Annotated in this window: 18 protein-coding genes and 2 riboswitches; of the genes, 11 read left to right on the top strand and 7 right to left on the bottom strand. The window is 53.8% G+C overall.

Annotated features, from left to right (window positions below):
• Window positions 1–4: 4 nt before the first annotated feature.
• The 4 genes from tenA (at window position 5) to CMUST_RS05620 (ending at window position 1,571) form a co-directional block, all read left to right on the top strand.
• On the top strand, window positions 5–652 hold the full coding sequence (gene tenA, locus CMUST_RS05615; RefSeq protein ID WP_047261686.1) for a thiaminase II: 648 nt from the start codon (window positions 5–7) through the stop codon (window positions 650–652).
• Window positions 653–694: 42 nt separating this feature from the next.
• Window positions 695–970 (top strand): type 2 periplasmic-binding domain-containing protein, encoded by a 276-nt coding sequence (locus CMUST_RS16890; RefSeq protein WP_236690167.1) that lies wholly within the window; start codon window positions 695–697, stop codon window positions 968–970.
• 264 nt (window positions 971–1,234) lie between these two features.
• Window positions 1,235–1,405, top strand: a complete 171-nt coding sequence (locus CMUST_RS17215; RefSeq protein ID WP_407922004.1) for an ABC-three component system protein — start codon at window positions 1,235–1,237, stop codon at window positions 1,403–1,405.
• On the top strand, window positions 1,389–1,571 hold the full coding sequence (locus CMUST_RS05620) for a hypothetical protein (RefSeq protein ID WP_047261687.1): 183 nt from the start codon (window positions 1,389–1,391) through the stop codon (window positions 1,569–1,571). Before CMUST_RS17215 ends, CMUST_RS05620 begins: the two co-directional genes overlap by 17 nt.
• Window positions 1,572–1,786: 215 nt before the next feature.
• Here CMUST_RS05620 and CMUST_RS05625 read toward each other — a convergent pair whose 3' ends face one another.
• Entirely contained in the window at window positions 1,787–3,655 is a 1,869-nt protein-coding gene (locus tag CMUST_RS05625) for a hypothetical protein (RefSeq protein WP_047261688.1), read from the bottom strand.
• A gap of 91 nt (window positions 3,656–3,746) precedes the next feature.
• Here CMUST_RS05625 and CMUST_RS05630 point away from each other — a divergent pair, with 91 nt between their 5' ends.
• Window positions 3,747–4,028, top strand: coding sequence for a putative quinol monooxygenase (locus CMUST_RS05630; RefSeq protein WP_201779226.1), 282 nt, complete (start codon window positions 3,747–3,749; stop codon window positions 4,026–4,028).
• Window positions 4,029–4,033: 5 nt separating this feature from the next.
• On the opposite strand, the gene CMUST_RS05635 is transcribed toward CMUST_RS05630, so the two are convergent.
• Window positions 4,034–4,450, bottom strand: coding sequence for a bleomycin resistance protein (locus CMUST_RS05635; RefSeq protein ID WP_047261690.1), 417 nt, complete (start codon window positions 4,448–4,450; stop codon window positions 4,034–4,036).
• A gap of 109 nt (window positions 4,451–4,559) precedes the next feature.
• Here CMUST_RS05635 and CMUST_RS05640 point away from each other — a divergent pair, with 109 nt between their 5' ends.
• Complete coding sequence (locus CMUST_RS05640) at window positions 4,560–5,027, top strand: HIT family protein (RefSeq protein WP_047261691.1); 468 nt, start codon at window positions 4,560–4,562, stop codon at window positions 5,025–5,027.
• A 4-nt stretch (window positions 5,028–5,031) separates the two neighbouring features.
• Here CMUST_RS05640 and CMUST_RS05645 read toward each other — a convergent pair whose 3' ends face one another.
• From CMUST_RS05645 to CMUST_RS05665, 5 genes are all read right to left on the bottom strand, one after another.
• The gene (locus CMUST_RS05645) at window positions 5,032–5,835 is read right to left on the bottom strand and encodes an energy-coupling factor ABC transporter ATP-binding protein (RefSeq protein WP_083987428.1); all 804 of its coding nucleotides are present in this window, start codon (window positions 5,833–5,835) and stop codon (window positions 5,032–5,034) included.
• Window positions 5,836–5,857: 22 nt separating this feature from the next.
• The gene (locus CMUST_RS05650; protein ID WP_047261692.1) at window positions 5,858–6,586 is read right to left on the bottom strand and encodes an energy-coupling factor transporter transmembrane component T family protein; all 729 of its coding nucleotides are present in this window, start codon (window positions 6,584–6,586) and stop codon (window positions 5,858–5,860) included.
• Window positions 6,587–6,922, bottom strand: a complete 336-nt coding sequence (locus CMUST_RS05655) for an energy-coupling factor ABC transporter substrate-binding protein (protein WP_047261693.1) — start codon at window positions 6,920–6,922, stop codon at window positions 6,587–6,589.
• Between the two features lie 26 nt (window positions 6,923–6,948).
• Window positions 6,949–7,644 carry an energy-coupling factor ABC transporter permease gene (locus CMUST_RS05660; protein ID WP_047261694.1) on the bottom strand — a complete coding sequence of 232 codons (696 nt, stop codon included), beginning with the start codon at window positions 7,642–7,644 and terminating at the stop codon, window positions 6,949–6,951.
• Between the two features lie 47 nt (window positions 7,645–7,691).
• Window positions 7,692–7,878: riboswitch (cobalamin riboswitch) on the bottom strand.
• 736 nt (window positions 7,879–8,614) lie between these two features.
• A complete protein-coding gene (locus CMUST_RS05665; RefSeq protein WP_047261695.1) occupies window positions 8,615–9,538 on the bottom strand; it encodes a DUF808 domain-containing protein in 924 nt (307 codons plus the stop codon).
• 90 nt (window positions 9,539–9,628) lie between these two features.
• On the opposite strand from CMUST_RS05665, the gene CMUST_RS05670 reads away from it, so the two are divergent.
• From CMUST_RS05670 to CMUST_RS16945, 5 genes are all read left to right on the top strand, one after another.
• Complete coding sequence (locus CMUST_RS05670; RefSeq protein WP_047261696.1) at window positions 9,629–10,516, top strand: 2-dehydropantoate 2-reductase; 888 nt, start codon at window positions 9,629–9,631, stop codon at window positions 10,514–10,516.
• Between the two features lie 83 nt (window positions 10,517–10,599).
• A riboswitch (TPP riboswitch) is annotated at window positions 10,600–10,750 on the top strand.
• Complete coding sequence (locus tag CMUST_RS05675; protein ID WP_047261697.1) at window positions 10,742–11,362, top strand: ECF transporter S component; 621 nt, start codon at window positions 10,742–10,744, stop codon at window positions 11,360–11,362. Its footprint overlaps the riboswitch before it by 9 nt.
• A gap of 22 nt (window positions 11,363–11,384) precedes the next feature.
• Window positions 11,385–12,833 carry an ABC transporter ATP-binding protein gene (locus tag CMUST_RS05680; protein ID WP_047261698.1) on the top strand — a complete coding sequence of 483 codons (1,449 nt, stop codon included), beginning with the start codon at window positions 11,385–11,387 and terminating at the stop codon, window positions 12,831–12,833.
• The gene (locus tag CMUST_RS05685; protein WP_047261699.1) at window positions 12,830–13,588 is read left to right on the top strand and encodes an energy-coupling factor transporter transmembrane component T family protein; all 759 of its coding nucleotides are present in this window, start codon (window positions 12,830–12,832) and stop codon (window positions 13,586–13,588) included. Before CMUST_RS05680 ends, CMUST_RS05685 begins: the two co-directional genes overlap by 4 nt.
• 4 nt (window positions 13,589–13,592) lie before the next feature.
• The gene (locus CMUST_RS16945; RefSeq protein ID WP_052844550.1) at window positions 13,593–14,309 is read left to right on the top strand and encodes a nucleoside/nucleotide kinase family protein; all 717 of its coding nucleotides are present in this window, start codon (window positions 13,593–13,595) and stop codon (window positions 14,307–14,309) included.
• Window positions 14,310–14,320: the final 11 nt, after the last annotated feature.

A 14,320-nucleotide genomic window follows, 5' to 3' on the forward strand; every position in this document is an offset into this window, starting at 1 on the left:
TTTCATGGCCTTTACCGATGAACTCTGGGCCGACACCTCCGACGTCTACCAAGCCATTACTTCTCATCCTTTTGTTACGGGGTTGGGCGATGGCAGTCTGCCTCGTGAGACCTTTGCCTACTACATGGCGCAAGATGGTCTCTACCTTGGCGAATATGCCCGCGTCCTGGCTGGCTTGGCCACCCAGTGCGACAGCGCCGATGATCTGCTCTTCTGGGTGGACTCGGCCCGCACCGCCATTGTGGTTGAACGCGAGCTGCATGCTTCCCATGTGGACCTTACTGCTGAAACCTCAATGAGCCCCACCTGCCGCGCCTACACATCGTTCCTGTTGGGTGTTCTTGAATCCGGGTCCTACGGGGTGGCCGCTGCTGCGGTTCTCCCGTGTTATTGGATCTACCAGGAGGTTGGACAGCACCTGCTGGCCGCCGCGGGTGACCTCAAAGGTCACGCCTACGGCGATTGGATTGGAATGTACGCTGATGAGGATTTCGCCCAGTCCGTGCGCCACGCCCGCGATATCGTCGACAAGCTGGGTGAGCGTGCATCCAAGCAGGAACGCGCCCGCATGCACGAGGCCTATGCGACGGCTGCCCGTTACGAGTGGATGTTCTGGGATGCGGCGTGTCGCAAGGAAAGCTGGGCTGTGTGAGCGGAGGGGGGTTAAGAAAGTCACTTTAATCAGTCCAGCACATTGATGCCTCCCGGTCAGGTGCGTGGCACCCTCACGATCGGTGTGATCCTCAGCATCTTCCGCAACGAACTCGCGATCGGGATACTTTCTGCTCATGTCGTCCCGCATGATCAGGATGTCGTCACAGTCCCGCTTGTCGACGGCCCCGGAGGGTCGAGTATCTGGCTTGGAACGAGTTCAACCCAAGCCCCGCCGCCCGAGCCTTCCTGGATGCAATCCTGCACGATCATGTGGATGCTGCTACTGCATCCTCGGATGCGTCAACAATGTGAATAGGCCCTGCCGGGAACCTGCCCCAGCACCGCATCACCGTCACAAGTGCAGTCCGGCCATGACGGCGATTTCTGACGTGTCAGTCCCCGCAAGCAAGGCCCCGCCAACCACAGGGGGCGGTTCGCCACCGTCGAGGACCTCCAAGCTATCACCGCGGCGGTTGTAGACTCCGGCGAACAGGCAGATCCTGGGTTATGTGATGAGAAAGCTCACGGCTTCCGTGTCATCTACTAAGAGGCTCGACAGGCCGCAAAGGATGTACGCGAGATTGTTTGTCGAGTCTGTGGGGTGCTTGGTAGCCAAAACTTTGATCTGCCCTCGAAGAGGGCTAATGCTATTTACGCCGTCACGGCATACTTCTTTGACTCATGTGACATCTTTGAGGAAGCGCCTGCTGATAGCATTGGAGGCGAGGTGCGGCATGTTGCCACCAACTAAAGGCATCAAGCCTCAGCGTGCTCTGCTAACCATTAGGGGCAAGCCTGATTTCTTGAAATCACCCGCAACCGTTTCAGGACTTTGGGAGCGGTTCTCGAAGCGCTCAAGTGAGGCTCGCGGAGACGCCATTATCACCTTCGATTGGTTTGCTGCCGACCAGACCTGAGCCCACCCGAGATGGATCCTCTTGAGTGGTGTCCCGAAGGTCCGATCTGGCCATATTTTCACGGACTGGGTCGATCCGCCCCCAAGGACTCATGGCGATTATTGCAGGGGCGTGTACCCAAAGTTCCGGTGAAGAAGACTCATCTGCAAACAACCAGACGTTTGGTTGGCAGCCTTCGTCGGTACTGCGGATGAAGGAGACATTTGGCAGCGAACTTACAACCCAAACGTTGCGAATGTTTCATTGAAAATCTCCCGCATGCGGCGGCGGGTGGAATAGCGTGTTTCCATGTCTTTGATTGCTTTTTTGATGTAGTTTTTGGTTTCTTGCCGTGGTTTCTGGCAGTGGAATTCGGCGGCGGTAAGTACCCGGCTGAGTACTTTTGCGGCGTTGTAGTAGGCGGCTTCGCCGGTGTTTTCTAGGTTTCGCCATGCTTGCTGTACTGCGATTTCGGCTGCGAGTCCGGGGTTTATGATCGCTAGCCAGCTTAGTTCGCGTTTCCAGGTGTCGGGGTCAAAGCCGTAGTTTTCGGGGTTGGCCATGAGTTCGTTGAAGGTTTCAGCTTGGTGGTGGGAATAGATTGCGTGGTGCAGTCCGGATTGCATGCCGAAATAGCCGCTGGTGTTGGTTAGAAGTGTGTGGAGTTCGTCGGTGAGGGCACCGGATTGGATTTCATTGAGCACCATGAGGTTGAAGAAGCATTCGGCGGTTGGCGAGATGGCGTAGTAGGTGCATAGATACATTTTTGCCGCAGCAAGTTGGTTTGTTTCAACGAGGTTGTAAAAGATGTCGTGTGATGCGGAGCCACAAGAGGTTTTGAGTGGGGATGCGTCGGCGTGGTTTTTTATGGTGGTTAACCACTGGGTTTGTTGTTCGAGAGATACGGGTGCGGTGAAAACGAGTTCAAGTGCTTTGGTGCCTTCGTCTTCGGCAAGGAGGAGTTCCAGTGCGGTTTGCCAGTCGCCTTGGGCCTCTTTAAGTGCCACAAGTAGGAGGAAAGCCGGGGTGGCGTGGTTGAAGTACTGATGTGGGTTGTCTGTGTCGGTGAGGGCTGCGTGCAGGGTGTTTTCGTAGTGGGTGATGGCGGGGTCGTCGAAAAGCGGTAAAAACTCGGAAATGTGTAGTTGGGTGCGTGTGGCATTGGCTAGTTGTTGTTTTACTAACCATTTTGCCAGGTTAATGGGGCGAACGTTGGTGTCTTGGCACAGTCTGATATAGAGCGAAATGAGCCGTTGCATGTGCGGGTTAAGCGCCTCGGGTTTGTATGCGGAGTCGAGGATTTCTAGGAGGGTTCGTGCTTGCTTTGCGACGGCCTTGCCGCGTCCTACATTGATGTGTTCTTCAATCATGCACAGCAGTTCGCCTAGGTCGACTGTGAGTTTTTCTTCATTACTAAACGAACTTTTTATCAAGGCTTTGAAGTCTTTGACTTTTGTGTTCAGCATCGCGGCGATGTCGGCGTCGCTGCCGAGCGCGATGGTGGATCTTTCTTCCAACCAGCGGGCAAATTCGGGTATTTCGTGTGCGGCTTGATCGACCAGCAACCTAAGTTTGCTGTGTGGGAAGGAATCGAGAAACTGTGATACAGGATCGTCCGCAACGGTTTCGTCGTCAAAGGATAACGTGTCAATCACAGTAGTTTCATCGGCGATGGGGAAGTTGTTGCCGCGATCATTTTTCGGCCAGGTGGTGGGGATGGTCATGCCGAAGGTTTCTAGAAGTTCCGCCGGGTCGGTGTTGGTTTCTTCGCAGGTGACGGCTAGTAATGCTGCGATGATGTGTTCGCAGCTTTTGTCGAAGGTACATTGTTGGCAGGAGTTGAGGCTGACATCGTGGCAGGGAAATACACACACCGTGGTGGTTGTTTCCGTGCGAGGGTCGAAAACCTCAGCGTCAATGCGGGTGAAGGGGCCAAAGCGCCCAATTATGGCTGTCCCGATGTCGGCGAAGCTGCTGCTGGTGACGGTAACGCAATTGAGGGCGGCCAGTGATAGTGCGGTTCGGAACTTCGGTTTCCCGGAGATGGTTCGATACAGTGCGAATCGTTGGTCAACGACATGGGAAAGATCAAAAGTGATGGCCACGGGTTACCTTTATGCGATGATAAGTGAGCAATTTCCTACATCGAAGTGTAGTAGAACTATTACTAATAACGTCGGTGCGGGGGGACAGGGGATGGAGAAAATGGTGACATTAACCGGCCAACTTATATGTGCCAACCAGGCTGAATTGGCACTGGTGGAGGAGCTTTTACCGGAGCATATTTCCTTAACGCGTACCGAAAACGGGTGCGTGTCTTTTGATGTTGTACAGACTACTAACCCGTTGGTGTGGGACGTGTCGGAAGTATTCGTTGACTCAGATGCGCTTGCCGCACACCAAAAACGAGCGGCGGAAAGCCGGTGGGGCCAGGCAACTAACCGGATTGAACGCCGCTATCTAGTAACGGAAAACTAGTGGGATTAGGATCCTTGAGTTCCTATCTCCATTTGAAGCCTCAGCAGGTAGCCGTCGGGGTCTTGGACCAGGAATTGCTGCACCCCAATTTCGGTGTCGCCGGTGCGGTACCACTGAGTTTCGGGTTCTACAAACAGTGGATAGTTTTCGGCGCGTAGCCGTTCTAAGGCGGGAGTGTAGTCGGGCACAACCACCTCGAAATTAATGCCTCTACCGAGCGGTTTTTCCGCAGGTGCCGTCAGCCAGGTTCGCCCGATGGCGATCTGGTCGAGCATGATATGGGCATCACCTAGCGTGATATAGGCGAAGTTTTCTTCCGGGCGGGAATAGCGAACACTGAATCCGATGAGCCGGCACCAGAAATCTAATGATGCGTCGATGTCGGTGACGCTCAACTCTGGGACTAGAGCGGGTTCGTTCATAGCGGCTCCGTTCGCGGTGCAGGGGAGGATGGTATTCGGTTACACTTGAGATAAGGTGCACGTTGCACACATGATAGATGATGATATGCCCACCAGAAAGGGGTTTTATATGTCAGATTGGCGAAGTGATCGGATAGGTTCGGCCATTGCGGGGGAGAACCCGATGGTTATCGCGGAATTGGATCAAGCGTTTGTTGCTATCGGTGATACCCAGTTTTTGCCGGGATACTGCGTGGTGCTCACCAAGCAGAAGGGCGTGAACACGCTGTCGGATTTGCCCAAGCCGGAGCGGATGCAGTTTCTCGCCGATCTTGATCTTGCGGTTTCCGCCATTGAAAACGTGTGTAAGCGCCGCGACGATGCTTTTCGACGGGTCAATATCGAAATCCTAGGAAACATTGACCCGTTTCTCCACGCCCACATCTTCCCGCGTTTCAATTGGGAAAGCGAGCTGGCCGCGAAACCCGTGTGGATGCATCCGTCGTCCGAATGGAGCGATCCTAATAATGCTGTAGGTCCTGCGCATGATGAATTGCGCGCCGAATTGCGCGAGGAGATCGAACGGTTGCGTGACTAAGGGCTTACTGTTCTTTCAGATCGGCGATGCTGTAGATGGCGCGCCCAAGTACGGCGGATACCACCGGTGCCCACGGTAAACACAGTGCTGCTTTGTTAAGGAGCTCTTCGTCGGCAAGCAAAGCTTCAGTCGCGCCAACAGTTAGATGGCCGTCGATAAGCACCGCAACCATATCGGCGGTTTCGTAGGCAAAATTGACGTCGTGGGTAGCGAAAACAATCGCGGTTCCAGAGGTGGAAAGATCCGAGAGTATCTCGGTGACCCGTGCAGCGCCATGTGGGTCCAGACCAGCCGTGGGTTCGTCGAGAAGCAAAACCCGTGGCTGCATCGCCAACGCCCCGGCTAAAGCGACACGTTTTCGTTGGCCGAACGACAACTGGTGCGGAACTCGATCCGCTAAGTGGTTGATTTCGCACTGCTCAAGTGCGGTTGCGACCCGGCGTGCGACTTCCGTTTCCGGCAATCCCTGGTTGATCGGCCCGAATGATACATCGGCAGCGACAGTTGTGGCGAAAATTTGATCGTCGGGTTCCTGCAACACCATTTGGACAGTGTTGCGGATCGTATCGCGACCCTTCCGCGAATAAGAATACGGCGTACCATCTAGGGTGATTGTGCCCGACGATGGTTTCCATGCCCCCGCAATTTGCCGAAACAGTGTGGATTTTCCGGCACCGTTGCGGCCTAAAACGGCGATGCGTTGACTAGGATGAATGTCGAGGGACGCATCGACTAGGACAGGAATCCCATCGCGATGAAACGCGATTGTATCTACCGAAACAATAGGTGCTGGGGTTTGATTATCCATGGGCAATACTCGTGGTATGGGTTTAGAAACTAATGAAACTAAACGCAGTTATTGTGGCTAAGACCGCGACGTAGCAGCTGAGCCTGGTGGTATTTGCTTGTCGACGCGGGTGTGCTACTAGTAGCGCTGTGCGATCCGCCCGCAGTTCGAGCCCTTCGCTCAATCTGCGGGCGCGATCAAAGGCAATGACGAATAACCCTGCCGCTTGTCCCGCAACCGAACCGATCCATCGCTTTATTGAGGAATGTCCAAGCCGCATTGCCTGCGCGTCCCACATGGTGCGTGCACTACCAATGAGGGTATTGACCATGCGATACATGGCGGTGACGACATAGACCAGGGGAGTTGGCATGCCGATGTGAAGGCTCCACGCGATGATCTCAGCCATCGGGGTGGTAAGAGCGAAAGCCATCACTGCTGTGGTGGCGACACACGAGCGCGATACCACTGTTAGTGCCTGTTCCCATTGCGAAAAATGTAGTTCAATGCCATGTGTTGTGATGCTCAGTAGAAGCGGAATGACACCAATGATGACAAAGCTCATGGGTGCGATGCACACCCCGAAATAGAGCCGAAGTGGGATCTGGGCACGAATGACCGCCCCGGCGATCAGCGCTGTAATAAGTGGTAATCCGGGGATAGGAGGCAATGCAACTGCGAGGCCAGCGCTGCCGATGAATAACAAGACCTTTTCACCGACGTTGTGGTGTGCCCAGTGGCTGCGCTCGGCAGCCATTTCCAAAGGGTTCATTTACTGTGAATCTTCGGTGGCGGTCGCATTTTCAGATCGACGCGGCAGCATTCGGCCCCGGTAAACACCAAGAACGTATCCTAGAACTCCAGCTCCTAGTCCTGCTTGCAGTGCGAATAATCCAGATTCCACTTCACCAGGTAACTCCCCAACGAGTGGCTCGTACCACGGTTCGTATGCGGGGTTTTCTTCGGCAACGATAGATTCTGCAGACGCATCTGTACCTGCAAATGGTTCCTCGGAATTCGGATCACCGAGGTTAAAGAACATAGGGAATACTGCGATGATAATAGCCACCGTGATAAGGCCGATGGTGACTAGTCGTGATTGTTTCATAGGTATTACTCCTTATCGTCGAGTGGTTAAGTCGATGCTGATTGTGGCTCGACGGTAGTTTCTTCAGTGTGGTTCAGCACACCAAGCGTTATCAGGTCGGATGTTGCGATACGACGAAGTGTTCGGGCGATAAGGACGGTAACAATAGCTTCAACTATTGCCAACGGAATTTGGGTTGGGGCGTATAACGCTAAGAAAGTAGTCAGCGCGTTAGTAAAACCATTGGCATGATGGGCGATAGATAACTGAATGGCAGTCACCACATAGGTGGAGAAATCGGCAAACAATGCGGCGCAGAAAATCCCTACTTCAAAGGAACCACCAATGCTTCGCACCAGTTTCCAGGCACCGTATCCTACCCACGGGCCAACGACTGCCATCGAAAACGCATTGGCACCCAGTGTGGTTATGCCACCGTGCGCCAACAACAAGGCCTGGAACAGCAAGACGGTGGTTCCAACGAAAGCCATGATCGGTGGCTTGAATAGAACCGAACCTAAGCCTGTTCCAGTGGGATGGGAGGACGAACCAGTAACGGACGGGATTTTCAACGCCGAAAGGACGAAAGTGAAAGCGCCTGCCGCTCCCAACAGCATTCCGGTTTCTGGTTGTTCTTTGATCTGTTTATTTACCTTCATTGCACCATGAATAACAAACGGTGCGGCGGCGGCAGTCCAGGCGACAGCCTGGGATACGGGGAGGAACCCCTCAGCAATATGCATTATGCACTTCTTTCAACATCGGTACTTGAGTCCTCGCAAGTACATTGTCAGTTAGCCGTGTCCTAGCCGGTCTCCTGGCTTCGTACCGATTGCGTTTTACTAGCCTTCCCAGGTAATGACAACCCAGTGGCGCAGCAAACTTCTGTGATTTTTTAAAATCTGGTACTTACAGTGGCGAGGTCCGCTGCCGAATTTTCATCGGCATTCCCGTTCACTAAGGCACACATCATAGTCTAGTGGCTTTGGAGGGGGATACACATTCGATTCAATTAATCGGTGTCCCGTGGTGGCTGGTTGCGGGTGGGAAAAGCCTTGCTTGTTTATTTGGCATATGCACACATAATCGGCTTCCTCCTATCATCATAAGTAATACAAAATACTTGTTTAAAGCGTATTTTTCTGTGGTAGGTTGGGGCCGCAATCAGGGGTAATTGACCCACGAATCAGAAGTGGTGAAATCTATGTTGATCAGAGTTATCGCCTGGACCAGCTTAGCTGCGGCAGGGGTTCTACATGCAGTCTGGGCAACTGGATCCTACTGGCCGACACAAGACAAAGAGCAACTTGCACGGGTGGTAGACGGTAGCACCCACATTGTTCCTTCTCCGATCGTGCCCTGAGCTGTTGCCGGAGGGCTAATTGTTGCTGGGGTAGTCACCGGTGGAGCGCTTGGTGAAAGGCACCTGTTGTCTACACACGAAAAGCGATAGCATCCGCACTGTTGACTTGGGAATTATCGCCAAGCACCCTCACCCTTAAAGTAGTAGGTGATGTTTCAGATGCGGAAGAATTCAGTGCGTGGAATCGAAAACTTTACCGACCGTTGTGTACAATTCTCGGGGTGACAACGTTGCTTGGGGCAAGCAAGACTATGAAGCGAATGACGGGTAACTTGAGATTAGCTCCATAAATAGCGTTCCCCTCAAACCACTATGGCAGACGGTATAAGGGGAATAGCTCCAGATTATTGTTAGTGCGCAGCGTCCTTCTTTTTCCGTGGGATCAGGTGCAGGATAGCCACGATGATTCCGCCCACGATCAGGCCGAAGATTAACGAGAAGAACGTATCAATCAACCACACCACGAAACCTCCGAGGTGTTCGACGGAGTGCGAAATGGAATGCACGAAGTGGTAGAGCGGTTCGAAGCCTAGTTCGTTGGTTCCTACCAGGAGGATGTGTCCGCCAACCCACAACATGGCGAACATACCAATGAAGGAAATAACGCTTAATACCTTTGGCATTGCGGTAACCAAGCCACGGCCAAACTTTTGCGAGGCGGTAGATCCCGTTGCGGCAAGCTTGAGTCCAACATCGTCCATCTTCACCAACAGCCCCACTGCGCCGTAGACCAAAAGTGTTACGCCAAGTGCTACCGCGATCAAGACGGCCGCTTCCATCCATATGCTTTGGTCCGCTACCTCATTTAAGGAAATCACCATGATTTCAGCCGAGAGAATCAAATCTGTGGTGATCGCACCGCGCACCAAAGTGTTCTCGTCTTTGGCGGCGGCATCTTCTTCCGCTTCATGGTGATGCCCAGAAATGAGCTCCCAGACTTTTTCCGCACCCTCAAAGCTCAAATAGGCACCACCGATCATGAGGATTGGTGTCAGCGCCCACGGTGCGAGTGCATTAAGTAGCAGTGCCACTGGCAAGATGATGACTAATTTGTTAAATAATGACCCCTTGGCGATGCGCCAAATAATAGGTAGCTCTCGTGCCGGACTGACACCTTCGACAAACCGAGGGGTTACAGCAGCGTCGTCGATAACAACACCGGCTGCTTTAGCTGACGTCTTTGCCGCTGCGGCGGCGACATCGTCGACGCTGGCAGACGCGGTTTTAGCAATTAAGGCAATGTCGTCAAGCAATGCTGCTAGTCCACCGGCCATTTTGTACCTCACCATCATGTTGGATTGTTTCGTTGTTTTATCTTAGCCAAGCGGCCAAGCTAAGCGGGAAAATTTGTTTTAATAGGGAACATGAAGGTCGTTGTATTTGGGGCAGGTGCAGTGGGCACATGGTACGGCGGATGGCTCAAAGCCAGTGGGGCAGACGTGACATTTGTTGCCCGAGGCGAGACGAAACACCGCCTGGAAACACATCCGGTGGAATTGCGGGGGCCGCAGGGCAGTACGTACGTAAGCGTGGAAGTCGTCGAAAAGCTCAACGATGTCGCGGCCGATCTAGTCATCTTTGCAACGAAAACCATCGGATCGGTTGATTTGCCGCCACAGCTTCCTGGTGATGCCGTTATACTCACCACTCAAAATTCCGTCGAATTACCCACGTTGGCGGTGGAAAAATACGGAGCTGATCGGGTGATTCCTGGGGTGGTGCGCGCCTTTCTCCATAACGTCGCACCAGGAATTACCGAACACGACGGTAACATCCAATCGTTGACCATTGGCAGTATCCACCCGGCAACGGCACAAATAGTCGAACGCATTGCCGCAGCTTTCAAGGCGACGCCGATAACCACCACTATCGCGCCTGACATAATGGCTGATGTGTGGGCAAAAGCGATGTTCGTTTCGCCTTTTGGTGCGCTTGGCGCTGTGTTTGCTAAGCCGCTGGGGATTCTACGTACGCGTTACCGCGACAGTCTTCGGCACCTCATGGAAGAAGTTGAACGTACTGCACGTGCTCACGGAGTTGAATTACCAGCGACGATAGTGGCAGACACGTTGAATTTTGCCGATGCTCAATCCCCAGACGCAACCAGCTCCATGCAGCGCGACATCATGGCAGGCAAAGCTAACGAATTAGATGCCCAGGTCGGGGCTGTTATTCGAATGGGACGACGGCTTGACATGGAGCTGCCAGCCCACCGTTTGGTTTTAGATATTCTGAGCACCCGAATTGGATAACCTTCTGACAAGTTGTAACCTATCTACCGCATGACATCTTAGAGTTCTTATGTATGTTATGCATGCTTGTCAGATGTAACTTAAAACGTATGCACGAGTGCTCACCCGCTTCTTTAAACCACTATTTAAGGTGAGCTGAGACAACGCCAGTTTGATTATGAAGAACGCGGTGCGTTGAATCGTCAGAACCTGATCCGGTTAATACCGGCGCTAGGGAGAAAACACATGAGTACTAATAATTCCACCACCAATGAACCACGCGCTAACTATTCATGGCGCGTAATCGACATCATTATCGCATCGGTTCTTGGTGTCGCCATCGGCTTGATTTTCTGGGTATGGAATTCCATCGGCGGCGCCTGGTACGAGGCAGCTAATGCGCTTACCCCCGGCTTGGGTGGCATTGCAGTAGGAATTTGGCTGATTGGCGGTGTTGTTGGTGGCTTGGTTATCCGCAAGCCGGGTGCGGCGCTATACGTCGAGTTAATTGCAGCTACTGTTTCGGCAACTATTGGTAACCAGTGGGGTATTTCCACCCTGTATTCGGGCCTGGCCCAGGGGCTGGGTGCTGAACTAATCTTCGCGTTATTCCTCTATCGGCGCTTTGGTATCCAAATCGCAGCTCTAGCCGGAATTGGTGCAGGGCTTGGCGCCTTTCTGCTGGAATTGGTGTTGAGCGCCAATATCGCCAAATCGTTGCTGTTTAACATCACATACCTGGTATCAATGTCGGTCTCCGGTGCCATTCTTGCGGGTGTTCTTGGATATTTCTTGGTTCAAGCTTTGGCAGCAACCGGCGCATTGGATCGCTTTGCAGTGGGGCGCCAATCCCGCGACCTGGTATAGCCTAAAATAAGCTACGCTGCGAATATCAATGCACATTTCTGCACGTGACTTTAGTTACCGGCATGCGTCCCGCCGGAAACCGGCGCTGAGTAATGTCAATCTCAGTATCGCCCCAGGCGAAAAGATACTCATGCTGGGTACCTCAGGTTCCGGTAAGTCAACCCTACTCGCGGCAATTGCTGGGGTGTTGGGCGCTGAGGACGGCGATAGTTCCGGTCGCCTTGAGGTATCTGGAACTGTGGGGATGGTGTTGCAAGACCCGGATTCGCAGGTCATTGCTTCGCGTGTGGGGGATGACGTGGCGTTTGGCTGCGAAAACCTCAATATTGCGCGCGATGAAATCTGGCAGCGGGTAACGGAAAGCCTTGCGTTGGTGGGGTTGGATCTGCCGTTGGATCACCCCACCGCGGAACTTTCCGGTGGGCAGAAACAACGACTTGCCTTAGCTGGGGTGCTCGCCATGGGGGCGGAGATCCTCGTTTTGGATGAACCCACCGCCAATCTGGATCCCGCTGGAGTGGCGGAAGTTGTGGCAGCAGTTGAGCATGTTGCTTACCACACCAACGCCACAATAATTATCGTCGAACATCGGGTTGCTACCTGGCAGTCGGTGGTTGAGCGATGCGTGGTTTTGGCCGATGCGGATTCCGGTTCCAGCGTGCTTTTCGACGCCCCCCTGGCCACCGTTGTTTCTGAACACGGCAAAGAACTGGCCGAAGCTGGTATTTGGGTACCCGGTTTCGACCCGGAGTTTTCCCATGTACCTGGTTCGGTGGCGGTGGCGGAGGCGTCGACAAGTGAAGCTGCAATTACCCTCACCGACGTAGTTACCGGGTGGAATACCCCGCTTAACCCGCATTTCCCGATAACCGCCACGATTCCCGCTGGGGTATCCACAGTGATAACCGGGCCCAATGGGGCAGGTAAAACAACCCTTTTGCTTAGCATGTGTGGTCTGCTGCCGCTTCATTCGGGCGATATTGCCATAGCCGAGAGCATTGCCGCACCGCTTGGGCCGCAACCGGATCGGTGGAGTTCCCGGGAACTAGCCACCCGCATGGGCTACGTATTCCAAGATCCTGAGCATCAATTCGTCGCTCGGACCGTCCTAGAGGAACTCACCACATCCGCTGTGGTTTTGGGGATGGATAAAGCCGAAGCCGAGGACAAATCGCAAGAAATCCTCAGTAGGTTGCGACTTGATCACCTTAGTGCGGCTAATCCATTCACACTTTCTGGTGGACAAAAACGGCGCCTATCGGTCGCCACCACTTTGGTGCTGGCACCAAGTATCGTATTTCTTGACGAGCCCACCTTCGGTCAAGACCGCACCACATTTATCGAGCTGGTGCAGCTGCTTAGGCAACTAAGCGAAGCCGGTACCACTGTCGTTTCAATCAGCCATGATGAGCTTTTTGTGTCAGCCATGTCTGATAATCACCTTCACCTCAACCCTCGGGGCAGCCAATGATACGCACTCTCGACAGTTTTAACCCGGTCGCCCGAATACTTGCACTTATAGCACTGACCACGCCGCTGATTATCAGCGTTGATGTGGTGTCTGCTGCAACTACGCTTGCTGCCACTATCATCGCCGCACCGTTATTCGGAATAAGCTGGGCGAAGCTTTTCCGTCGCGGTATTCCCATATTCATTGCAACCCCAATATCTGGAATCTCCATGGCATTGTATGGGCGTCCGGAAGGCAAGGAGTATTTCTCTTTTCTATTTGCCCATGTCACCGAAAACTCCGTCGAACTTGCCATAGCCATCATGGTGCGGGTACTTGCCATTGGCTTGCCAGTGGTTGTCCTGCTCGGAAACATTGACCCCACCGAGTTGGGCGATGGTCTTAGTCAAAAACTCAAACTGCCGCCCCGATTTGTCATCGGCGCAGTCGCTGCCGCCCGGCTGGTTAGTTTATTCAGACGCGACTGGGACGCCATGCGGCGGGCGCGGCGGGTGCGCGGACTTGACGGGCACGGCCGCATCCGGCGCGCTATCACCATGACATTCGCGCTTTTGGTCCTGGCTCTTCGGCGCGGTGCGAAGCTAGCCACCGCGATGGAAGCACGTGGCTTCGGCCGCTTTCCGGAGCGGACGTGGGCGCGGGAATCGACCTGGGGGAGGGCAGAGAACGTGCTTATTGCTTTATGTTTCTTCATTTCTTGTTCCTCCATCGCGTTGGCGATAGCGGTGGGAACCTTCCGATTCTTAGGTACGTAAATTCATGATTTTGTTCATCGACGGCCCGTCCGGTGCTGGGAAAACCACCCTCGCGGCGTACTTGCACCATGGGTTGCGCCGGGAAATGCCGGATCTCGATGTGGTGCACCTTGATGATTTTTACCCTGGTTGGGATGGGCTGCGTAAGGGAACCGACATTGTTGCACGTGACGTGCTGTCCATGGCCCGGTCGGGCTTTTACCGGTGGGACTGGGAACATAACCAACCGGCGCAGTGGAATGCGCTTAGCAGCGACAATCTCATCATTGAAGGGTCAGGGTGTCTCAGTAACGCCGCATTAGCCGCCGCGAGCCGTCGAACCGAGGATGTGGCGGCGATCATCATTTCCGGCGATGAGCAGTTGCGGAAACAACGCGCGTTGCGGCGCGACCCGGACTACGCGCTAAACTGGCGGCGGTGGGCGGAGCAGGAACTCCAGCATATGCAGGAAGTAGGGCAGTTGGTTGCTGAGTCGGATGCCGAATTTTACCAACTGTGGCTTAACCCGCGCGAGTTCTTCGCGGGCGGTGACGGGCTAAAACCAAGCGGTTTAGAGGGCGAAGCGCACCGGCGAACGGGTATGCGTCCAAGCCGGATCGTGCTAGGGAATAATATGTATCCACTGTTGTATATGGATATGGAAAGTGTGTCTGCTGTCGGGTACGCCGCAGAAATTCTGGCATGGCTACGCGTGTCCGGAATTATTGATGCCTACGAATAGGGGAGACCGTC

Source organism: Corynebacterium mustelae, assembly GCF_001020985.1.
Taxonomy (GTDB): Bacteria; Actinomycetota; Actinomycetes; order Mycobacteriales; family Mycobacteriaceae; genus Corynebacterium; species Corynebacterium mustelae.